Source organism: Streptomyces sp. NPDC000594, assembly GCF_040299965.1.
In the GTDB taxonomy this organism is placed as follows: domain Bacteria; phylum Actinomycetota; class Actinomycetes; order Streptomycetales; family Streptomycetaceae; genus Streptomyces.
The window spans coordinates 52,175-73,800 of the sequence record NZ_JBEPCY010000042.1; the positions used below are offsets into that span (position 1 = coordinate 52,175).

Annotated in this window: 21 protein-coding genes; 7 read left to right on the top strand and 14 right to left on the bottom strand. The window is 72.4% G+C overall.

The window, feature by feature from the left end; genetic code table 11:
• Positions 1–85 precede the first annotated feature (85 nt).
• Positions 86–1,708 carry a serine hydrolase domain-containing protein gene (locus tag ABT354_RS33915; RefSeq protein WP_351501030.1) on the bottom strand — a complete coding sequence of 541 codons (1,623 nt, stop codon included), beginning with the start codon at positions 1,706–1,708 and terminating at the stop codon, positions 86–88.
• Between the two features lie 85 nt (positions 1,709–1,793).
• Between ABT354_RS33915 and ABT354_RS33920 the strand changes: the two genes are divergently transcribed.
• Positions 1,794–2,441, top strand: a complete 648-nt coding sequence (locus tag ABT354_RS33920) for a TetR/AcrR family transcriptional regulator (protein WP_351501032.1) — start codon at positions 1,794–1,796, stop codon at positions 2,439–2,441.
• Positions 2,442–2,495: 54 nt separating this feature from the next.
• Here ABT354_RS33920 and ABT354_RS33925 read toward each other — a convergent pair whose 3' ends face one another.
• From ABT354_RS33925 to ABT354_RS33975, 11 genes are all read right to left on the bottom strand, one after another.
• Complete coding sequence (locus tag ABT354_RS33925) at positions 2,496–2,687, bottom strand: hypothetical protein (RefSeq protein WP_351501034.1); 192 nt, start codon at positions 2,685–2,687, stop codon at positions 2,496–2,498.
• A gap of 120 nt (positions 2,688–2,807) precedes the next feature.
• On the bottom strand, positions 2,808–3,512 hold the full coding sequence (gene fabG, locus ABT354_RS33930; RefSeq protein WP_351501036.1) for a 3-oxoacyl-ACP reductase FabG: 705 nt from the start codon (positions 3,510–3,512) through the stop codon (positions 2,808–2,810).
• Positions 3,509–4,066, bottom strand: a complete 558-nt coding sequence (locus ABT354_RS33935) for a flavin reductase family protein (RefSeq protein WP_351501038.1) — start codon at positions 4,064–4,066, stop codon at positions 3,509–3,511. The genes fabG and ABT354_RS33935 overlap by 4 nt, the downstream gene beginning before the upstream one ends.
• The gene (locus ABT354_RS33940) at positions 4,063–4,566 is read right to left on the bottom strand and encodes a PaaI family thioesterase (protein WP_351501040.1); all 504 of its coding nucleotides are present in this window, start codon (positions 4,564–4,566) and stop codon (positions 4,063–4,065) included. Before ABT354_RS33940 ends, ABT354_RS33935 begins: the two co-directional genes overlap by 4 nt.
• A 49-nt stretch (positions 4,567–4,615) precedes the next feature.
• Positions 4,616–5,455, bottom strand: a complete 840-nt coding sequence (locus ABT354_RS33945; protein ID WP_351501042.1) for a beta-ketoacyl-[acyl-carrier-protein] synthase family protein — start codon at positions 5,453–5,455, stop codon at positions 4,616–4,618.
• Positions 5,452–6,735 (bottom strand): beta-ketoacyl-[acyl-carrier-protein] synthase family protein, encoded by a 1,284-nt coding sequence (locus ABT354_RS33950; RefSeq protein WP_351501044.1) that lies wholly within the window; start codon positions 6,733–6,735, stop codon positions 5,452–5,454. The genes ABT354_RS33945 and ABT354_RS33950 overlap by 4 nt, the downstream gene beginning before the upstream one ends.
• Positions 6,732–7,451: an acyl carrier protein gene (locus ABT354_RS33955; RefSeq protein WP_351501046.1), complete on the bottom strand. Its 720-nt coding sequence runs from the start codon at positions 7,449–7,451 to the stop codon at positions 6,732–6,734. Before ABT354_RS33955 ends, ABT354_RS33950 begins: the two co-directional genes overlap by 4 nt.
• 75 nt (positions 7,452–7,526) lie before the next feature.
• Positions 7,527–8,729 (bottom strand): enoyl-ACP reductase FabV, encoded by a 1,203-nt coding sequence (fabV, locus tag ABT354_RS33960; protein WP_351501048.1) that lies wholly within the window; start codon positions 8,727–8,729, stop codon positions 7,527–7,529.
• Positions 8,726–10,222, bottom strand: a complete 1,497-nt coding sequence (locus ABT354_RS33965) for a class I adenylate-forming enzyme family protein (RefSeq protein WP_351501050.1) — start codon at positions 10,220–10,222, stop codon at positions 8,726–8,728. The genes fabV and ABT354_RS33965 overlap by 4 nt, the downstream gene beginning before the upstream one ends.
• A gap of 297 nt (positions 10,223–10,519) precedes the next feature.
• Positions 10,520–11,656, bottom strand: a complete 1,137-nt coding sequence (locus ABT354_RS33970) for a 3-dehydroquinate synthase II family protein (RefSeq protein ID WP_351501052.1) — start codon at positions 11,654–11,656, stop codon at positions 10,520–10,522.
• On the bottom strand, positions 11,653–12,537 hold the full coding sequence (locus ABT354_RS33975) for a 2-amino-3,7-dideoxy-D-threo-hept-6-ulosonate synthase (protein ID WP_502983552.1): 885 nt from the start codon (positions 12,535–12,537) through the stop codon (positions 11,653–11,655). The genes ABT354_RS33970 and ABT354_RS33975 overlap by 4 nt, the downstream gene beginning before the upstream one ends.
• Before the next feature lie 365 nt (positions 12,538–12,902).
• On the opposite strand from ABT354_RS33975, the gene ABT354_RS33980 reads away from it, so the two are divergent.
• The 6 genes from ABT354_RS33980 (at position 12,903) to leuA (ending at position 19,729) form a co-directional block, all read left to right on the top strand.
• A complete protein-coding gene (locus ABT354_RS33980) occupies positions 12,903–14,171 on the top strand; it encodes an FAD-dependent oxidoreductase (RefSeq protein ID WP_351501056.1) in 1,269 nt (422 codons plus the stop codon).
• Entirely contained in the window at positions 14,168–15,079 is a 912-nt protein-coding gene (locus ABT354_RS33985; RefSeq protein WP_351501058.1) for an arylamine N-acetyltransferase family protein, read from the top strand. The genes ABT354_RS33980 and ABT354_RS33985 overlap by 4 nt, the downstream gene beginning before the upstream one ends.
• A 41-nt stretch (positions 15,080–15,120) precedes the next feature.
• Positions 15,121–16,317: a 3-oxoacyl-ACP synthase III family protein gene (locus tag ABT354_RS33990; RefSeq protein WP_351501060.1), complete on the top strand. Its 1,197-nt coding sequence runs from the start codon at positions 15,121–15,123 to the stop codon at positions 16,315–16,317.
• Positions 16,314–17,447 carry a beta-ketoacyl-ACP synthase 3 gene (locus ABT354_RS33995; RefSeq protein WP_351501062.1) on the top strand — a complete coding sequence of 378 codons (1,134 nt, stop codon included), beginning with the start codon at positions 16,314–16,316 and terminating at the stop codon, positions 17,445–17,447. The genes ABT354_RS33990 and ABT354_RS33995 overlap by 4 nt, the downstream gene beginning before the upstream one ends.
• Positions 17,444–17,695: an acyl carrier protein gene (locus ABT354_RS34000; protein WP_351501064.1), complete on the top strand. Its 252-nt coding sequence runs from the start codon at positions 17,444–17,446 to the stop codon at positions 17,693–17,695. The genes ABT354_RS33995 and ABT354_RS34000 overlap by 4 nt, the downstream gene beginning before the upstream one ends.
• 147 nt (positions 17,696–17,842) lie before the next feature.
• On the top strand, positions 17,843–19,729 hold the full coding sequence (gene leuA, locus ABT354_RS34005; RefSeq protein WP_351501067.1) for a 2-isopropylmalate synthase: 1,887 nt from the start codon (positions 17,843–17,845) through the stop codon (positions 19,727–19,729).
• On the opposite strand, the gene ABT354_RS34010 is transcribed toward leuA, so the two are convergent.
• Both ABT354_RS34010 and ABT354_RS34015 read right to left on the bottom strand, forming a co-directional pair.
• On the bottom strand, positions 19,678–20,277 hold the full coding sequence (locus ABT354_RS34010; RefSeq protein WP_351501069.1) for a TetR/AcrR family transcriptional regulator: 600 nt from the start codon (positions 20,275–20,277) through the stop codon (positions 19,678–19,680). The genes leuA and ABT354_RS34010 overlap by 52 nt on opposite strands.
• A gap of 52 nt (positions 20,278–20,329) precedes the next feature.
• Positions 20,330–21,626: dihydrolipoamide acetyltransferase family protein (locus ABT354_RS34015; RefSeq protein WP_502983553.1), on the bottom strand; the 1,297-nt coding region annotated here is incomplete at its 5' end.

Here is a 21,626-nt window from a genome sequence, read left to right on the forward strand (position 1 = left end):
TTTCGGGAACGGGGTGGGATTCTTCAACCGTATCGTTGAAGAATCCTTTGAGACCTGGGCTGCCCGGAGACGGCCAACAGCCCCGCTATGACGCGGAAACGCCTTCCCTGGGCTGCTCCAAAACCTCAAACGGGGGTGCACCCGCAGTCCGCCCCCGTACCACCAGGATCAGCCGCAGCAGGGCCGTCGCGGTGCCCGCCGCCGTCGCCGCGCCCAGGGCCCAGGCCGCGTCCGGTACCCAGATCAGCAGCTGGCCGAGGCCGATACGGTCGGCGACCAGGGCCACCACCGTCCAGGGCAGCGCGGCCGCCAGACACCACAGGGCGGTGGCGACGGCCCCGTACCGCCGTCCCGTCCGTGGGCGGCGCAGCAGCAGCCCGGCCCGGACGGCCGCGACGAGCAGCGCGGCGGCGACTCCGGTCGTGCCCCAGACCACCAGGTGGTGAACGGCGGCGGAGGGCCCGTCCGTACCGTCCGCCGTGCCACCGGTGAGGATCCGTGCGGCGCCGAAGCCGACCTCCATGACGGCCTCGTCCTGGAGCAGCCCGTACAGATTCTGCTGGAGTACGAGCGCGGTCCCCCGCTCGGGGAAGAGGAAGACCATCGCCGAGTGACCGGGGGATCCACCCGTGTGCCAGACCGCCCGGTCGAGCGACGCGTCCGGACCGCCGACCCGCCAGCCGAGGCCATAGCCGGTGGGCTCACCGTCCGGCCGGGTCCGGCCCTCCTCGCGCATGAGCCGTACGGAGTCGGGGGAGAGGACCGCCCGCCCGTCCGGGGTCCGGGTGGAGCGGAGTTGGAACGCGGCGAACGCGGCCAGATCGCCGAGGTCGCCGCCCAAGTAGCCATAGGCCGCGCCATGGTCGTCGTACCCGTCGGCGACGGCGGCGGGTACGCCCCACAGCGGCTGGTGCCCGGGGGAGAGGTCCCGGGCGCGGGCGGTGGCCCGGTCGGCGATGGCGCCGTCCATGCCCGCCGGGCGCAGCACGCTCCGCCGCAGCTCATCGGCGAAGGAACGCCCGGTGGCGGCCTCCACCACGGCGGCCAGGATCAGGTAGCTGGCGCTGCTGTAGGCGTACGCGGCCCCGGGCGGCCCGAGCGGTTCCACACCGTCCAGCTCGGCGAGGCGCCCGGCGGGGCGGGGGCAGTCGGTGTCATGGCAGTCGGTGACCCTCAGGGTCGCCGACGCGGGTATCCCGGCGGTGTGGCCGAGCAGCTGGCGGACGGTCACCCGGGAGGCATGGGCCGGGCCGCCGAACCGGAACCCCGGCAGATGCTCCACCACCCGGTCGTCCAGGGCGAGCCGGCCCTCCTCCGCCAGGGCCATGACGGCGGTGGCGGCCACGGGTTTGGCGACCGAGCCCCAGAGGAAGGGTGTGCGGCCGGTGACGCGCCCGCCCCGGCCGTCGGTGCCCAGGGCCCGCTGATGGAGCGGCCCGTCGGGGCCGACGACGGCATACGCGACCCCGGGTGCTCCGGTGGCCGCCATCCGCTCACGGACAAAGGTGTCGATCGCCGCGTACCGCTCGGGTCCGGGTGGCCCCGACTCCCGTACGGCGGCGTGTGCGACCGGGCCCGTCCCGGTGACGAGCACGCCGAGCAGCACGGCCAGCAGGAGACAGAGCGGCGGGCGCCGTGACGGACGGGTCCGCAAGGCCGGGGCGGTGGGCGCGGCGAAGGGCAGGACGGCGGGCAGGACAGAGGGCATGGGGATTTCTCACCACAGATCTCGCGGGCGGCACGGATAACCGTATGGCGATACGGTTATAACCGTACGCTGGTACGGTTATCAAGTGCCACGAACCGCCGACCACGACGGACGCCGACGCCAGATCGCCGTCGCCGTCCGTGAACTCATCTCGGAACACGGGCTCGACGCCGTCACCGTCGCCCGTACCGCCGCCACCGCCGGGATCTCCGTCGGACTGGTGCAGCACTACTTCCGTACCAAGGACGACATGCTGCTGCATGCCTTCACGGAGGTCAGCGCGGAGATCCGGGGCCGGGCCGAGGAGCACATCCGGGCCGGGACCGAACACCGGCGGCCCATCGCACGCATCCTGGCCGAGGTGATGGCCGAGTTCATCCCGCTGGACGAGCGGCGCCGCACCGAGTACCGGGTCACCCGGGCCTTCGCCGGGCGGGCCCTCGACGCGCCCGCCCTCGCCCGGGTCGACATCGACACCGCGCACCGGCTCCACGAGGACATCGCCCGCGCCGTCCGCAACGGCAAGGAGTGCGGCGAGGTCGACCCCGGTCTCGACCCGGGCCCCGCCGCCGTACGTCTCACCGCCGTCACGGAAGGGCTCGCGGCACAGATCTACCGCGACCCCTCCGGGGTGGCCGGGATCGATGCCGACCGGCTGGTCGCGGGTGTCCTCGCCGCCGAACTCGCCGCCGTCTTCACCGGCGACTGCCGCCAGTACACCGACCGCGCCTGAGCCACCGCACGGGTGCCCGGTGCCCGGTCTCCGGTGGGGCGGGAGCGCGGGCGATCAGTCGATACTGCGGACGATATGACGCTCCAGCGGGTCGTCCTCGTAACCGGCGAGGGCGGGAAAAACGGGAAAGACATCCTCGGGCAGCGCCGTCAGCGCCGCCCACCAGCAGACCCGTCCATCGGGGCGGGGGGACGCGGGAACACCCACCGTCGGCGGGCGGGCCCGGGTCCAGGTTGTTTCTGTCATGTCCGTGCACTCCTTCGGGCTCGGAACGGGTCAGGAAGGGTCGGAACGGCTCGGGAAGGGTCGGGAACGGGGTCGGGAACGGGGTCGGGCCGATCGGCCGACCGGCCTCCGGAGGAGAACTCAGTGGCCCATGCCGAGCCCCCCGTCCACCGGCACCACCGCACCGGTCACATAGCCCGCCTCCTCCGACGCCAGCCACAGCACCGCCGAGGCGATCTCCGGCGGCCGGGCGCTGCGCCGCAGCGGCACATCCTGGAGGATCCGCTCCCGCTGCCGCTCCGACAGCGCCCGCGCCATGTCCGTGTCGACCAGCCCGGGAGCCACCACATTCGCCGTGATCCCCCGGGGGCCCAGCTCACGGGCGAGCGACCGGGCCAGACCGACCATGCCCGCCTTGCTGGCGGCGTAGTTGGTCTGCCCCGCACTGCCCCGCAGCCCGGCCACCGACGACAGGAACACCAGCCGCCCCCGCCGGCGCCGCACCATCGACTCGGCCGCCCGGCGGGCGGTACGGAACGCGCCGCCGAGATTGGTGTCCAGGACCCGCCCGAAGTCGGCGTCGGACATCCGCAGCACCAGCTTGTCATCGGTGACCCCGGCGTTCGCCACCACCACATCGAGCGGGCCGTGCGCCTCCTCCGCCACCGAGACCGCCCGGTCGACCTGGTCCGGATCGGTCACATCGCACTCCACCCCGAGCAACCCGTCGGGCGCGCCGCTGCCCCGGTGGGTGACCGCGACCGCGTCACCCCGCTCGGCGAAGGCACGCGCCACGGCCAGCCCGATACCCCGGTTCCCACCGGTCACCAGCACGGACCTCGTCATGCCGCCACCTCCCGGGCGAGCGCGGTGTAACCGCCCCGGTGGTACACGAGCGGAGCGGCCTGGCCGACGGGCGCGCGCAGCGCCTCCACCCGGCCGACGAACAGCACATGGTCTCCCCCCGGATAGCGGTGCTCCAGACGGCAGTCGACGGAGAGCAGCGCCCCGTCCACATGGACATTGCCGGTACGTCCGACCGGGCCGCCGAGGCGCAGCTGGGCCTCGGCCCCGCTGGGGCGGCGGCGGGAGGCGAAGAGGGACGACAGCGCCTCCTGACCCGCCGCCAGGACATTGACGGTGAAGGCCCGGTGCTCGTCGATCCGCCGTCGCATCCGGCCGTCGGCGCCGACGCTGATCAGCAGCAGCAGGGGATTCAGCGAGACCGAGGTCACCGAGCTGGCGGTGACGGCCTCGGTGCCCTGGCCGCAGCCGGCGGTGATGACGGTGACCCCGGTGGGCAGCAGGCCCATCGCGGTGCGGTAGACGACCGGGTCGATACGGCTCCGGGCGCCGACGGCGGTACTGGGCGCGGTGGCGGTGCTCGTACGGCCGCTCACGCCACACCCCCCGACGGGCGCGCGGTCCGCTTCTGCACCAGGCAGCTGACCCGCGCGGTGCAGGTCAGCCGCCCCTTGTCATCGGTGATGGAGACCGCGTACGTCGCGACCCGATCCCCCTGGTGCAGCGGGACACAGACCCCGGTGACCTGGCGGCCCCGGGCGGGCCGGTGGTGGGTGCAGGACACCTCAAGGCCCACCACCGCACCCCGGGGTGCCACATGGAGTCCGGCGGCCATCGACCCGAGGGTCTCCGCGAGAACCGCGTTGGCGCCGCCGTGCAGCCAGCCGAAGGGCTGTTGGTTGCCCTTGACCGGCATGGTGGCGACGAGCCGTTCCGGGTCCCAGGAGCGGACCTCGATCCCCATCCGGACGATCAGCTGGTCGTCGTGCAGCTCCGGAGGGATGGAGAGGATCGAACGGGGTGGTTCCGGGTGCGTACGCGGCGCTGTCGGCGGTACCGAGGGCGCGGTCAGGACCGGTGCGGAGGTGTTCTCCACGGAGGTCTCCCAACGGTGAGAGGGGCGGGCGGGGGAGGGGGTACGGGGATCACGGGGCGGGGGTGCGGTGCGGGGCCCGGCGGCGGGCGGCCTCGGCCGCCGCCCACAGCGCACCGACCGCGAGCGGCCCGGTCCGGCCGGTCTCCCCGATGGCACCTGTCCGGTGCTCGGGCTCCGGCGACGGGACCGCGCCCAGGTCCACCAGCGCGTCACCATGACCGTCACCGTCACCGGGCTCCTTGTCCGCCGGGCGGCGCAGCAGCAGGGCGAACGCCGAGTCCTGGCCGGGGGAGTCCCGTTCGGCCGGGGGCAGCGCCCGCCGGGCCGCCGCCGTGCGCTCCGAACCCGTCAGCTCGACCCCGATGAGCAGCAGCTGGTCCACGGTCGGCTCGGCGAGCATCAGCTCGGCGGTCTCCAGGGCCTCACCGGCCGACCCGGCATGGGCGGAGAGACAGGTGATGGGCCCCCGGATGCCATGGGCGCGGCTGACGTAGCCGAGGATCGAGGTGGGGACCGACTGGTAGAAGAGCAGCGGGTTGTGGGGCTGCCCGGCGAGCATCCGGCGGCTGGCGAGATCGGTCGTGGTGACATCGCCGAAGAGGGTGACCAGCAGGACGGCGGTACGGTCGGCCCGCCGCGCGAAGCCGTCCGGGTCGGCGTCGGCGACACAGCCGTCCACGACGGCCCGCACCAGCGGGCTGAAGCGGGACTCGATGAAGCCCGGCACCCCGGGCGGGCCCTCACCCGTCGGCGGTGAGCACACGGCCGAGGCACCGGCCACCAGCGCGGCCCGCCCGGGAACCGGGGTCGAGGGCGGGGTCGGGGCCGACTCGGCGCCGGTGGAGACGGTCGGGGTCGGAGTCAGGGAGAGCGGGGCGGTGGTGGTCACGGGCGCTCCAGCACGATCGCGGTGTTGACGCCGCCGAACGCCGCGTTGGCGGAGAGCACCCGCCGTACCGGCGCCGTCCGGGGCCCCTCGGGGATCCAGTCCAGGTCGCAGGCGGGATCCGGGGCGGAGTGTCCGGCGGTCGGGGGCAGGACTCCATGGCGCAGCGCGTACACCCCGATCACCGCCTCCACCGCCCCGGAGCCCTCCAGCATGTGTCCGGTGGTGCTCTTGGTGGAGCTGACGGGTACGGTCCGCGCCGCCGCGCCGAAGGTCCGGTGCAGGGCTGCGGTCTCGGCGGTGTCGTTGATCCTGGTGCCCGTGCCATGGGCGTTGACATAGCCGATGTCCTCGGGGGCGGTACGGGAGTGCCGCAGTGCCTCCGTCATCGCGGTGGCCAGGCCGAGGCCCTTCGGGTGCGGCTGGCAGACATGAAACGCGTCCGACGCCATGCCCCAGCCCGCGATCCGGGCGACCGGCTCGCCGCCCCTTTCCCGTACCCGCCGCGCGGACTCCAGGACCAGGGCGGCCACGCCGTCCCCCAGCAGCAGTCCGGTGCGGTCGGCGGAGAAGGGGCGCACCCGGCCGTCGGTGGCGAAGGCGCGGCCGGAGTCGAACTTCGCGAAGAACTCCCGTTCCACGAGGTAGGCACCGGCGCAGAGCACGGTGTCGGCCCGGCCGGCGCGGATCAGCCGGGCGCCGTGCACCAGGGCGTTGGAGGAGGCGACACAGGCGTTCACAAAGGCGAGCCGGCGGCCCGTCAGCCCGAGGTCGTCGGCGACCAGGCCGGGGAGGGCCGCCGGGAGGCTCGCCGCCACGGCCGTCCCGTCCCGCTCCGGTCCGGGGCCGTCGTGCCCAGGGCTGTCGTGCTCGGGGCCGTCGTGCTCCGCACCGGAAGCGGCCGGGGCCGCGCCGGGTGTCCGACGGTCCCAGAAGGCGGTGACCTCGCGGTGGTCGCCCTGGGTGCCGATGAGCACATCGACCCGCCGGGCCCCGGCCAGCCCCGCCATCCCGAGCGCGGCCCGCGCACAGGCGACCAGGGCCTCGCGCTGCCCCGGGATCCGCCCGGGGGCGCCACCGGGCAGTACCGGCAGGTCCCCCGGGTGGACGGCGGCCCGGTCGCTCCGGAACGGCGCGGTGTCGAACCGGTCGACGGCGCGGAAGGCCGGGCGCCCGGCGAAGACCCCGGTCCGCAGGGCCTGATCGCCGAAGCCATGGGCGGTGAGGACGCCGTACCCGGTGATGAGCACATCGTCGTCGGTGGTGGCGGCGGCGGTCGTCACGGCGCCACGGCCCCCGTCGGCACCGCACCGACCGGGGTACGGGACCCCTGGACTCCTTGTGACCCCTGGGACCCCTGTGCCCCCTGGGATCCCTGGAGGAAGGAGTGCAGCGCGGCGACCGTCGTCAGCACGGCCGCCTGTGCGTGGTCGATCTCCAGGTCGATGCCATGCTGCTCGCCCAGCTGGTAGAGGAACCAGACCAGGGTGAGGGAGTCGAGGACGATCTCCTCGTCGTCGGCTATGGTCTCGGGCCGCTCGGCGGGGATGATCTGGCTGAGCGCCAGCAGCCGCTTGACATCGTCCAGGGTGAGCGCGGCGGGATCCGTACCCCCGGCACCCGCGACGGCACCCGGCCCGGCATCCGCTCCGGCCGCCGCCGAGGGGTCCGTCCCCGTGGCACCCCCTCTCCGCGCGCCGATGTCCCCGACCAGCTCCCCGAGGGTCATCGTGGCCAGCCCGTCGACCGCCTCGTCGGAGAACTGGATGGCGTACTCGCGCTCCACATGGACCGTCAGCTCCACGAGCGACAGGGACTCCAGCTCCAGCCCGCCCGCGCCCAGCGGGGTGGCCGGGGAGACATCCCGGGGCAGCGGCATATTGAGCATGTCCCGGATGACACCGAGGACGAAGTCGGTGGTGCGGTCGGTCTCTGCGGTCGTCACATCGGTCACCACGTCGGTCGTCACGTCGATCTCCACGGTCGTCTCTGTCGTCACGGTCGTCACGTCGGTTCCTCACATCAGGCAGGGACAGGAGGGGGTACGGAGGTGGGCGGTACGGGGGTACGGGGATCAGGGCACGAGCAGGGCGTCGGGCACCGGCCGTACCGGGTCGACCGGGGCCGTGTAGTCCACCCCCGGCACCCCGAAGCCGTGCAACCGCTCCGCCGCGCGCCGGTAGTGCTCCAGGTCGCCCAGCTCCGCCAGGGTCTCCGGGCCGCCGACCTTGTCCCAGCGGCGCCGGATCTCCGCCTGGACATCGGCGCGCATCTCGATGTCGTCCAGCCGGATCCTGCCCTCCCCGTCGACCGGCGCGGGCCGACCCCCGTACCAGTGGTCCAGCAGCCTGCGCGCCTGGTCGTCGGTGGTCTCCAGCAGCCCGGCCTCCCGGGTGACCCGGGAGAGCAGCAGGGTGTACAGCGCCTGTACGGGCATCACCTGGCTGGCCGGGGTCACCAGTGCCCGCATGACCGCCGTGCGCGCGCCGCCGCCGAGCGAGCCGGAGAGCCGCCGGTCCAGCGTGCGCGCGGTCGCCTCCAGATGCTCCTTGGCACGGCCCAGGGTGCCGTTCCGGTAGGTCGGCGCCAGCCAGTCGTTGCCCACATAGCTGAACGCCACCGTCCTGGCCCCGCCCAGAAGCGCGCCGTGCGCCTCCAGGGCGTCGATCCAGCGCTCCCAGTCCCCGCCGCCCATCACCTCGACGGTGTCCGCGACCTCCTCGGGCGACGCGCTGGGGGTGGTGTGGCTCCGTACCGAATCCGTCGCCGCGTCGAAGGACTTCTCGGTGAAGGGGGCGCCGAGGGTCTTGATCACCGAGTGGTGGGTGCGGCCGGTCACCGGGTCGGTCCGCCGGGGCGCGGCCACACTGTGGACGACGAGATCGACCCCGCCCAGCTCATCGGCGATGATCCGCGCCGTCCGCTCCTTCACCGCGTCACCGAAGGCGTCCCCGACGACCGTACGCCCGTACAGGCCCGCCGCCGGCAGCTCGCGCTCCAGGGCCGCCGCGTTGTACCAGCCCGCCGTTCCGGGCCGGTTCGGCGCGCCGGGGCGTTCCAGACAGACCCCGACGGTGGCGGCCCGGTGGCCGAAGGCGGCGGCGATACGGGTGGCGAGGCCCAGCCCGGAGGAGGCGCCGATCACCAGCACGGAACGGGGCCCCGGCCGGGTGCCGCGCGCCCGTACCGCGGCGACGGTCCCCCGGACGACGGCGGCCCGGCCCTCGGGGTGGGCGGTGACCCACACCGGGCCGCGCCGCACCGGACGGATGATCACGCCGCCGCCTCCGTCCCGGGAGCCTCGGACACCCCGGGTGCCCCGGACACCCCGGGTGCTTCCCGTACCGGATGCGGCGGCGCCTCCCGTACCGGAAGACGCCGTGCCGCCGCACCCCCCTGCCCCGCCGCATAGGCCGCCCGCAGCAGCCCGGCGCTGCGCAGCAGCTTGCCGTTGGCCGTCCTGGGCAGCGCCGGCACCACCTGGAACCGGCGCGGGATCTTGAAGTTGCTCAGCCGCTCACGGGCGAAGGATTGCAGCTCGGAGACGGTGACCCCGTCCGGAGCGCCGATATGGGCCTCGATGCCCTCCTCGCCGTGCAGTACCACCGCCTCGCGGACGGCGGGATGCAGGGCCAGCTCGTGCTCGATCTCCATCAGGTCGACCTTGAGCCCGCCGATCGCGACCAGCGAGTCCGACCGTCCGGTGATCCGCAGGGTGCCGTCCCGCTCGCAGAAGTGGGCCAGATCCTTGGAGTTGAGCCAGCCGTCCGTATACCGCTCGGTCCCCTCGTCCTGGAGATAGGGCGAGCGGTCCAGCCGTACCCACAGCTCCCCGCCGACCACCCGGGTGTGCACCCCGGGCGCCACCCTGCCCACCACCGGCGGGGCGAACGCGCCGGTCAGATCGGTGGCGACGATCCCCGTCTCGGTCATCCCGTACGCCTGCCCGACCCGGATGCCGTACCGCTCCTCGAACCGTCGGTGCACATCCCGGGAGAGCCGTTCGCCGCCGCTGACCGCGAGCCGCAGCCGGGGCAGCGCGGGCGCTCTCGGCACCCGGCTCAGCAGGTCGTAGTGGAAGGGCACCCCGAAGACCGCGTCGATCTCCTGCTCGGCGAGGGTCGACACCAGCGCCTGCGGCTGGAGGCGCGGGGTGAAGACCAGCGTCGCCCCGGTGCTCATCGCGTGCAGCACACCGCCGATGAGACCGAGGGAGTGGATGGTGGAGTTGAGCAGCAGCAGCCGTTCGCCCCGCTGCGGCATCCCGGGGATCCGGGAGAAGGACGCCAGCTCGGCCCGGAGCGACGCGGCGGTCCGCCCGATCACCTTGGGCCGGCCGGTGGAACCGGAGCTGAACTGCACCAGGCAGTGATCGGTACGGGCGGCGCTGCCGGTGCGGCGCCACTCCACGTACACCTCGCACTCGTCCTGGAACTGGGTGGCCGTACCGTCCATGAAGTGCACGTAGTAGCGCGGTTCGCAGAGGTCGAGCACCCGCTGCACCTCGGCGGGCTTGAGCCGGTGGTCCAGTAGTTGCACCTGAGCACCGAGCGACCAGAGGGCCAGCAGTGACCAGATACCGGTGAGGCTGGGCGGCAGCCGCAGGGCGACGGAGCTGCCCTCCCGGATGCCGTGCGCGGCGAAGATGCCGATGCTCTCCTGGATCCGGCCCCGCAGCTCGGCCCGGCTCACTTCGCGGCCGGCGCGGGCCCAGGGTTCGTCGTCCGGCCTACCGCCCAGCAGCTCGGCTCCCCACCATGGGGTCGTCAAGGGCTGAGAAACAGTCACTGAGATGCCTCCAGCGGCTCGTCGGTTGGGCCCGGCGGCGCGGCCCCGCGATGGTTCGGGGGGCCGCGCCGGGGCAGGAGGGTCCGCCGGGGTACGGCGGGACCCGCGGACCGCGCCGGGTCGGGCGGGTCCGGTGACCGGGCTCTCCACGCGAGGCACTCGGGAGCCCGGACGCTCTACGGGCGTACGGTCGTCAGGGTGTCGGCCGGCGCGTACGGATGCCGGTCGTACGGGTGTCGGCCGGTCGTCCGGGTGTCGGTCGTCCGGTCGTCCGGGGCGTCACCTCTCGACGCAGTACTCCTTGACCGGCCAGCCCACATGCCGCTTCTCCGTGGACACATAGCCGAGCAGCTGGTCACCCCGCTTCAGCTCGGTCACATTGAGGACCGCCGCCCCCGGGCCCAGCACCCGTACATGCCAGTCGTCCTGCACGGTCAGACTGACCTGCGTACCGTCCTCCGCGACCGCCTTGATGGTCAGCAGCGGACGCGACTCCAGCTTCATCCGCCCCACCACCACCCGGCGGGTCCGGCCGTCCGCGCCCACCGCCAGGATCGGCGACCCCGCCTTCAGCTCGCTGAGGTAGTTGGTCCGGTTGTCCAGACCCAGGGTGTACGAGTGCAGCGCACCCGCGTTCACCCGGAACGGACGGGTCGGCATGTACGGCAGCGGGTGCGTCTCGCTCACACACAGGACGAATCCGTGCGCGTACGAGCCGACGAGGATCCCCTCGTCCTCCGCGAAGTGTGTCGAGGTGTCGACACAGACCCGGTCGCCCAGCCCGTTGTGCTCGATCGACTCCACCGTCAGCGTGGTCAGATCCAGATCGGGGGTCCGCACCCGCAGCAGCTCCGCGAAGGCCAGCACCTCGTTCGCGTCCTGCGGTGCGAACATCACCCCCTCGGAGCCCTTCTCCAGGACGTCCAGGATGATGCCCGCCTCCTCCAGATCATTGGCATGGCAGATCAGCTGGCCCGGTGACTTGTCCGCCGCCGCGATCACGATCTCCAGCGGGATCTTCGTCGGGTCACGGAACTCGACCACCGTGTACGGCAGCTCCATCGCCGCCGAGCACGCCAGCTTCAGCGTGGGGTCGTCCACGACATCCACGAACGCGGCCGGCTCCAGCGCGGAACCGGAGACATCCAGCCGCAGCCGGTCGAGGTCGTCGGCGAGCGCCAGCCGGGTCAGCAGCACATCCTGTGCGGCGGCGGCACCCTCCTCGGGTACCGGCAGCGACGACGGGAACGCCTGCCCGGCGGGGATCAGCACCCGCTTCACCGTGGGCGGCAGCCCGGCCAGCCGAGCGGTGTCGGCGGCGACGATGCCCTCGACCTTCGCGTGAATCGCGGCCTCGACAACGGCGTCCTGCTGCTCGGCGGGGACACCCCGCAGGTCAATCCAACCAAACTTCACCGGGAACCTGCCAATGCGTGTGACGGAGACGGAAAGGGGGAGACGGACGGAAGAGCGGGGACCGGTCCTGCGGTGGGGACCTCGGTCAGGACCCGGCCCGGATCGCCGGCCGGGCAGTGCAGCACGGCCACCAGATCCTGGACCACCACGCGTGGCTGGGGATGCTGGAAGATCCGGCGGCCCACCGCCAGACCCGCGCACCCGGCGTCGCGCGCCGAGCGTGCGTAGTCCATGAGGTCGCCGCTGCCACGGGGACCACCCGCGACCAGCACCGGGATCGGACTGCTCGCGACCACATCGGCCATCGCGTCGAACGGGGCCGACCAGGTCGTCTTCACCAGATCGGCGCCCAGATCGGCGGCGATGTTCACCACATGTGCCAGGGTGGCGGGGTCATGCGGGTCCGCGATCCGGGGACCGCGCGGATATACCATCGCCAGCAGCGGGACACCCCAGCGCTCACAGGCGCTCGCCACCGTACCGAGATCGGCGAGCTGCTCCGCCTCCGTGTCCGAGCCCACGTTCACATGGACACTGACCGCGTCGGCGCCCAGCTGGAGCGCGTCCTCCACGGAACCGACGAGCACCTTGGCATCGGCGTCCCGGGCATGCGGAGTACTGCCGCTGAGATGGACGATGAGCGCGCTGCCGCGCAGCATCGCGGGGTCCAGCCCCCGGGCCCGGCCCTTGTGGACCACGACGGCGTCCGCGCCGCCCGCCACGACCTCCCGGACCAGCTCATGGAAACGCTGCTCACCGGCGATCGGGCCGTCCGCGAGGGAATGGTCCATCGGGACGAAGAGATAACGGCCGTCCTGGGGACCCAGTCTGCTGATTCTGAGGTTTTTTCCGGGGGACCAGCGTGACATCACCAACCTCATTTCCTTGACGACGTCACCACGATCACCCGGCGAACGCCCACCGCCAAGGCCCGAATCCCCTGCCCGACCCGGGCAAGGGAATACGGATGGATCGGCGCCCCGAATGGCCGGACCGATGCCCCGACCGGGCGGACCCCTTACCCATCGGGCGACCGGAACGACATCACCGTCCGGCCGCCCTTCCCCGCCCCATTCGGTCAGGGCAGCCGGGTCTTTCCGGCGGCCGACGCCGCCCCGAGGATCCCTTTAGATCCCGCAGCTTCCGCAGCTTCCGCGACTTCCACAGCCTCTGCGGCGGCTCGCGTGGCTTCCGCACTGCCACGGGTCCCCACCGCCGCCAGGAAAACGGCCCAAGGAGAAGACGAATGTCCGACCAACCACCGAACCCCACGGCCTCCGTCGTGGGCGCCGGCCCCGCCGGGCTGCTGCTCGCTCTGCTCCTCGGCCGCGCCGGCCACCCCGTCACCGTCCTGGAGCGCAGCCCCACCATCGACCTCACCCGCTGGGCCGGGGCCCCCGTCCTCCAACCCGTCACCCTGCGGATCCTCGAACGGGCCGGACTCCTGGAACGGATCCGCGCGGGCGCCGGGAAGATCACCAGCGGCGAGATCGCCGTCGACGGCCGGCACGTCGCCCGCTACCACTACGCCGACCTGCCCGAAGTCCCCCTCCCGTACGCCCTCACCGTGCCCGTCACCACCCTGCGGGCCGCCCTCCTGGACGCCCTCGGACAACTGCCCGGCGTCGACATCCGGCTCGGTGTCACCGTGGAGGGCCTCACCGGCGCACCCGGCGGCCCGCGCGGACTGATCGTCAGCGATGCGCACGGCCCCCGTGAGCAGCGGCCCGGCTTCGTCGTCGGCTGCGACGGCGCCTTCTCCACCATCCGCGACCTCGCCGGTGTCCCCACCGATGTCCTCGCCTACGACCGCGGCTACCTCGACCTCGTCGTCCCCGCCCCGCCCGGCTGGGGCGAACGCATCACCATGCAGTTCGGCGACGGCGAGTACATCCTCTCCATGCCCTACCCCGGCGACCGGCTGATCGTCGTCTGGATCACCTCCGAAGAGCGCGTCGACACCGCGAAGGCCCGGCCCTTCGCCCACCTCGCCGACCATCTCACCACCACCGCCCCCGAACTCGCCCCCGTCTTCGGCCCCCATGTCACCGCACGCGACTGGGACGAGATCCGCCACCGCCAGGTCCAGCACCACCGCATCCGGCCCGAGCGCTGGCTCGACGGCAATGTCCTGCTCATCGGCGACAGCGCCCACGCCATGCACGCCTTCGGCGGACAGGGGCTCAACACCTCGCTCCAGGACGCCGTCTGGGCCGCCGAGGGCATCGCCGCCGCCACCGCTGACGGCACCACCGAACGCCTGGAACACGCCCTCGCGCTGCGCGTCCCCTATATCCGCGACTTCCAGGAGACCCAGCGCCGCACCCTCGCCCCCGGGCCCGGCGAACCCACCGCACACCACCCGGACTCGCTGCCCGACTTCCTCCCCCTCGCACTGGGGCAGCCCGAGCTGCGCCCGCTGTGGAACGGGGTCCCTGCCGGGGTCCCCGCCGGAGTACCTGTCCGGGTCCCCGCCGAGGTCCCCGCCGAGGCTCCCGCCGGGGTGCCCGGGTGACCGCCACCGCCCGCCTCCACGAGCCGACCACCACCCCCGCACCTGAAGGCATCGGCCCCGGCGACGACGGATGGCGGCTGCCGGCCCGCGCCTTCCTCCGCAGAATCGGCCACCGCGGACCCGTCACCCCCACCGCCGACTCCCTGCGCGCCCTCACCACGGCCACGCTGCGCGCCGTCCCGTACGAGATGCTCGACGCGCTGGAGGGGCGGCCGACCTCCCTCCACCACCCCGATGTCTTCGCCAAACTGGTCCACCGCCGCCAGGGCGGCACCTGTCTGGAGACCACTCCGCTCCTCGGCCGCTTCCTGCGGGAGGCCGGCTTCCCCGTACGGCTGGTCGCCGCCCAGATCTGGCGGGTCAAGGGCGGCTGGGCACCCCGCTGGGACCATCTGATCCTCCTGGTGGAGGCCGACGGCGCCGAATGGGTCGTGGACGCCGGCTTCTTCATGATGACCGCCCTGGAACCGCTGCCCACCGACGGCGCCGAACACACCCACGACGGCTGGACCCACCGCGTCGCCACCGCCGACGGCCACCGCGCCGTCCTCCGCCGCACCCCCGGCGGCGACTGGATCCCCGTCTACCGCTTCGCCGAACGCCATCTGGAGACCGCCGACTGCACCTGGGTCGTCGACTACCACATGGCCGCCGCCGACTCCCCCCTCACGGCGAATCTGCTCTGCTCCCGGGTCATTCCCGGCGGGAAGCTCATCCTGATGCGGAAGAATTTCATACGCGCCGAGAACGGCCGCGAGAACATCGACTTCCTCGCCACCGAACGGGCCGCCGAAAAGGCCATCGCCGAGATATTCCACGGACACGACGGAAAACTCGCCGAACGAGCTCTGCGCCTATGGAACCGCACCCGGGGAAAACGCGCCGGAAAACTTCCCGGAATCGGCTGAGAGACGCTGAGAGACGCTGAGAGACGACAAGGACATCCACCATGCGAACAGCCGGACACCAGCAGGGGGAATTCCACGGTGTGGGCATACGCGCCGTGGGCGCGTACCTGCCCGCGAAAGTGCTCAGCAACACCGACCTCGAACAGATCCTCATCACCCGCGACGACTGGATACGGGAGAACATCGGGGTGGAGACCCGCCGGGTCGCCGCCGACGACGAGTGGACATCGGACCTCGGGGCCGAGGCCCTGCGGGACGCCTGCGCCCGCGCCGGGATCACCCCCGCCGATGTCGACCTGGTCATCTGCGGCACGTACACCCCCGACAACATGGCACCGCCCACCGCCATGCTCATCATCGACAAGACCGGTGCCACCGGTGCCACCGGCTTCGATGTCAACAGCGGCGCCTGTCCCGGCAGTGTCTTCGCCCTCGATGTGGGCGCCAAGTACGTGGCCAGCGGGGCGTACCGCCGGGTCGCCGTCGTCATGGCCGATGTCAACACCAAGACCCTCGACTGGAAGGACGTGGGCCCCGCCGTCATCTTCGGCGACGGCGCCGCCTGCTATCTGCTGGAGCCCTGCGCCACCGGCCGGGGCATCGGCACCACCCTGCTGCGCAGCGACCCCACCCGCTACCGGGCCGTGTGGGTGCCCCGCGAGGAGCGGCGGTTCCGGGACGGTCGTCCCCGCCGGAGCGCCTTCGGGGACAACTTCGCCCAGCTCTCGGGAGCCGCCGTACGGGCCTTCGCGGTCGGCGAGGTCCCCGGCTTCATCGGGGAGCTGCTCGCCGCCGAGGGGCTGACCACCGACGAGGTCGACCTGTTCGCCCTCCACCAGGCCAACCTCCATATCGTCCACGGGATCATGGACGGGCTCGGGGTCCCCCGGGACCGTACGGTCACCAATGTCCAGCGGTACGGCAACACCTCGGGCGCCAGCGTCCCGCTGGTCCTGCGGGAGGCCCTGGACACCGGGCGGCTCGCCCCGGGCGATGTGACGGTGCTCGCCGCCTTCGGGTCGGGGGTGAGCATGGGCGCCGCCGTGGTCCGCTGGTGTGCGGACGACGACTTCGCGGTCCCGGAGGTCCCGGAGGTCCCGGAGGCTCCGGAGATCCTGGCGGCCTCGGCTTCGGCGACCTCGGTGGCTTCGGCGACCCCTGAGGCTTCGACTTCGGCCGCTTCGGCGGGCCCGGCCGTCCGGGACACCGCCGCCCCGGGGGCGGTGAGGGCGGCATGAGCGATACCGCCACGGCACACCGCACGGCACTGGGCCGCCCCTCCCGCCCGACCCCCTCGGCCGTCCTCGGCGTCGGCAGCCGCCTCCCCTCCCGCCTGATCACCAACGAGATGCTCTGCGAACGGATCGACAGCACCGACGAGTGGATCCGCGCCCGCTCCGGGATCGTCACCCGGCTCTGGGCCACCCCGGCGGAGACCGTCGAGGAGATGGCCGTCGGCGCCGCCGCCCAGGCCCTCGCCAACGCCGGACTGACCGCCGATCTGATCGACTGCGTCATCGTCTCCACCGTCTCCCATCTGCGCCAGTTCCCCTCCCTGGCCGTCGCCGTCGCCGACCGGCTCGGCGCCCCCGCCCCCGCCGCCTTCGACCTCACCGCCGGCTGCGCGGGCTTCTGCCACGGCCTCGCACTCGCCGCCGATCTGATCGGCGCGGGCAGCGCCGGACATGTCCTGGTCATCGGCGTGGAACGGCTCTCCGAACAGCTCGACCACGACGACCGCACCACCGCCTTCCTCTTCGGCGACGGCGCCGGGGCGTTTGTCGTCGGCCCCTCCGACACCCCCGGCATCGGCCCGGTCGCCTGGGGCTCCGACGGGTCCCAGCGGAACACCATCCGGCAGACCGCCCCCTGGTCCGCGCTGCGGGGGGCGCCCGACACCCCCTGGCCCGTCATCGCCATGGACGGCCGGGAGGTCTTCCGCTGGGCCGCCTATGAGCTGGGCCCGGTGGCCGAACTGGCCCTGAAACGCGCCGGGGTGACCGTGGCCGACCTGGCCGCCTTCGTACCCCACCAGGCCAATCTCCGGATCACCGAGCAACTGGTGAAGGCGCTGGAACTGCCCGAGCGGGTCGCCGTCGCCGACAGCATCACCGAGTACGGCAACTCCTCGGCGGCGTCGATCCCCATCGCCGTCCACCGGCTGCTCGCCGACGGCGAAGCCGAACCGGGCGGCCTCGCCCTGCTGCTCGCCTTCGGGACCGGCCTGGTCTACGCCGGACAGGTCGTCCGGCTCCCCCCGGCCCCCTCCTCCCCGCCCTCCGCCCCGCCCTCCTCGGCGGCAGTCCCGCCGACCGGCACCGCACCGACCGACAACGCACCGACCGACAACGAAGGAGCACCAGCATGAACAGCGACGACATCCTCCGCACCCTGGCGGAGATCCTGGACGAGGTCGCCGAGATCCCCGCCGAGCAGGTCACCATCGACGCCTCCTTCACCGATGACCTGGAGTTGGACTCGCTGGCGGTGGTGTCGGTGTTCGTGCTGGTCCAGCGACGCTTCGGGGTCGATGTGCCGAACGAGGACGCCGACGCGCTCACCACGGTGCGCGAGGCCGTGGAGTACCTGGAGAGCCGTACCGCCGCGACCGTGTGACCCCCGTACCCACCCCTCGTATCCACCCTCGTACCCACCCCGCGTTCCCGCGTCGGGCCAGGGGCCGGCCCGCCGCACAGCCCTGTGCCGCGGGCCGGCCCCTGTGCTGTCACCCCCTCGTACCGGACTACCGAGGAGTACCGCGCCATGCCACAGACCTCCGGCCGGCCGACACCGGTCACCAACACCACCCGGCGACAACGGCCGTCGGGGATGGCGACGCATAAGTACCGTCCGTTCGAGGCGGTGGAGCTGCCGGATCGGCAATGGCCCGAGGCGCGGATCACGAAGGCGCCGCGGTGGCTGTCGACGGATCTGCGGGACGGTAATCAGGCGCTGATCGATCCGATGTCGCCCGCGCGGAAGCGGGAGATGTTCGAGCTGCTGGTGCGGATGGGTTACAAGGAGATCGAGGTCGGTTTCCCGTCGTCGGGGGAGACGGACTTCGCGTTCGTCCGCTCGATCATCGAGGACGGGCTGGTGCCCGACGATGTGACGATCTCGGTGCTGACGCAGGCGCGGGAGGAGCTGATCGAGCGGACCGTGGAGTCCCTGCGGGGGGCCCACCGCGCGACCGTCCACCTCTACAACGCGACCGCCCCGACCTTCCGCCGGGTCGTGTTCCGGGGGTCGAGGGAGCAGGTGCGGCAGATCGCGGTGGACGGTACCCGGCTGGTGATGGAGTACGCGGAGAAGCTGCTGGGGCCGGAGACGGTGTTCGGGTACCAGTACAGTCCGGAGATCTTCACCGACACGGAGCTGGACTTCGCGCTGGAGGTCTGCGAGGCGGTGATGGACGTGTGGCAGCCGGAGGCGGGGCGGGAGATCATCCTGAATCTGCCGGCGACGGTGGAGCGCTCGACGCCGTCGACGCATGCGGACCGGTTCGAGTGGATGTCGCGGAATCTGTCGCGGCGGGAGTTCGTGTGTCTGTCGGTGCATCCGCACAATGACCGGGGTACGGCGGTGGCGGCGGCGGAGCTGGCGCTGATGGCGGGTGCGGACCGGATCGAGGGCTGTCTGTTCGGGCAGGGTGAGCGGACCGGGAACGTGGATCTGGTGACGCTGGGGATGAATCTGTTCTCGCAGGGGGTGGATCCGGAGGTCGACTTCTCGCGGATCGACGAGATCCGCCGCACGAGCGAGTACTGCAATCAGATGCCGGTGCACCCGCGCCACCCGTACGCGGGTGACCTCGTCTACACCTCGTTCTCGGGGTCGCACCAGGATGCGATCAAGAAGGGGTTCGACGCGCTGGAGGCGGATGCGGCGGCCGCTGGTGTGACGGTGGACGACATCGAGTGGAATGTGCCGTATCTGCCGATCGATCCGAAGGATGTGGGCCGCTCGTACGAGGCGGTGATCCGGGTGAACTCGCAGTCGGGCAAGGGCGGTATCGCGTATGTCCTGAAGAACGACCACAAGCTGGATCTGCCGCGGCGGATGCAGATCGAGTTCTCGCGGATCATCCAGGCGAAGACCGACAGTGAGGGCGGGGAGGTGACCCCGGCGGCGATCTGGGCCGTCTTCCGGGACGAGTACCTGCCCAACCCGGCCAACCCCTGGGGCCGCATCCAGCTCCGTGCCGCCCGTGCCCTCCTGGAACACCCGGGTGTTCCAGGTCTCCCGGGTGTTCCGGGACTCCCGGGTGCTCTTCCGGCGGGCAGTAGCGGCACCCTCGCCGTCGAGGCCTCCGTCGACGGCGCCGACATCGTGATCTCCGGCACCGGCGACGGCACCGGCGACGGCCCGATCCCGGCCTGTGCCGACGCGTTGGCCTCCCTCGGGGTCGAGGTACGCGTCCTCGACCACCAGGAGCACACACTGGGCGAGGGCGCCCTCGCGCGCGCCGCCTCGTACATCGAGTGCGCCATCGGCGACATGGTCCTGTGGGGCGTCGGCATCGACCAGGACCCCGCGCGGGCCTCGCTGAAGGCGCTGGTCTCCGCCGCCAACCGGGCCGCCGGACGGGAGCCCCGTACCTACGTCTGGGAGTCGCCCCGCAGCAGCGCCCACACCTCCCTGGCCGCCTGATCCGCCGACGGCCGGTCGTCCATCGACACCCACTGGGTGAAGACCCCGACGAACGCACCGGCGAGATAGTGCGTACGCAGCACCAATGAGGGGTCGGCCGCCGTCTCCGTATCGACGGTGTCCGACCCCTTCAGCTGTGCGGCGACCTCATGGGCGAGCAGCCCCCGCAACTGGTTGATGAAGCGGGCGGCGCCGCCGGGGCCCAGCATGCGGCGGTAGAGGGTCGCATTGGTCTCGACATGGCGGAAGAGCGCGACCAGCTCGTCCGGGGTCCGGCCGGCCGGCTGGGTCAGCGGGCACCGGGCGGCGGCATGGGCGAGCCGGCCGACCTCCTCCTCCATGGCGTCCAGCAGCAGCGCGTCACGGTCGCGGTAGTGCTGATAGACGGTGGCACGGTTCACCGTGGCCCGTTCGGCGATATCGGCGATGGTCAGGGACTCGACATCGTGCTCGGCGGCCAGCTCCAGCGCCGCGGAACGCAACAGGGCGCGGGTGCGCCGCACACGGGGATCCATGCGCTCGGGGGGTGCGGTGGGATTCTTCGGCATGCCCCCAGCATACGTCTTTGGCGACACTTGATGAATAAGCGACGACTGTTGTCTATATCCAGGTGAGGAGTTTTTTGGGGTGTTCGAGGAGGGTGGCGGTGTCGGCGAGGAGTTTGGAGCCGAGTTCGCCGTCGATGAGGCGGTGGTCGAAGGAGAGGGCGAGGGTGGTGATGTGGCGGGGTTTGATCTTGCCCTTGTGGATCCAGGGTCGGGGGCGGATGGCTCCGACGGCGAGGATGGCGGCTTCGCCGGGGTTGAGGATGGGGGTGCCGGTGTCGATGCCGAAGACGCCGACGTTGGTGATGGTGACGGTGCCGTCGCGCATGTCGGCGGGGGCGGTGCGGCCCTCGCGGGCGGTGGTGACCAGGGTGTCGAGGGCGCGGGCGAGGTCGGGCAGGGGGAGGGTGTGGGCGTCCTTGATGTTGGGGACGAGGAGCCCTCGGGGGGTGGCGGCGGCGATGCCGAGGTTGACGTAGTGCTTGAGGACGATCTCCTGTGCGGTCTCGTCCCAGGCGGCGTTGGCGCCGGGGTTGCGGCGGAGCGCGACGAGGAGGGCGCGGGCGATCAGCAGGAGGGGTCCGGTGCGGACGCCGGCCAGGTCGGGGTCGTCCCGCAGGGCGCGGGCGAGTTTCATGGTGCGGGTGACGTCGACGGTGATGAACTCGGTGACATGGGGGGCGGTGAACGCGGAGGCGACCATGGCCTGCGCGGTGGCCCTGCGGACACCCTTCACCGGGATCCGCGTCTCCCGGACGCCTCCCGCCACGGCTGTCACGGCGGTTTCCGGTACGGCGGCGGTCGTGTCCCCGGTCGTGTCGGGGGCCTGTGGGGGCCTGGCGGCGTGGTGGACGTCGTCGCGGGTGATGATGCCGTCGGGCCCGGTGGGGACCACCCCGGCCAGATCCACCCCGAGGTCCTTCGCCAGCTTGCGTACGGGAGGCTTCGCCAGCGGCCGCGACACCGCACCGCTCTTGCCGTTCCCGTTCACCACCGGAGCGGCTCTGCGTCGGCGGCGGGTGGTGGGGGAGTCCAGCACCCCGTACCCGACGAGGACCGGACGGCGCTCCGTGACCGCCGCCCCGGAAGCCGTCCCCAGGTCGACCGAGATGATGGTCTGTCCGACATCGACGGTGGTGCCTTCGGTGTACCGCAGTTCGTGGACGGTCCCGTCGAACGGGATCGGCAGCTCGACCGCCGCCTTCGCCGTCTCCACCTCACACACCACCTGCCCGTCGGTGACCGTGTCACCCACCCGGACATACCACTTGAGGATCTCGGCCTCGGTCAGACCCTCGCCCACATCGGGCATCCTGAACTCACGGATCACAACACCCTCCTCAGTACGCGAG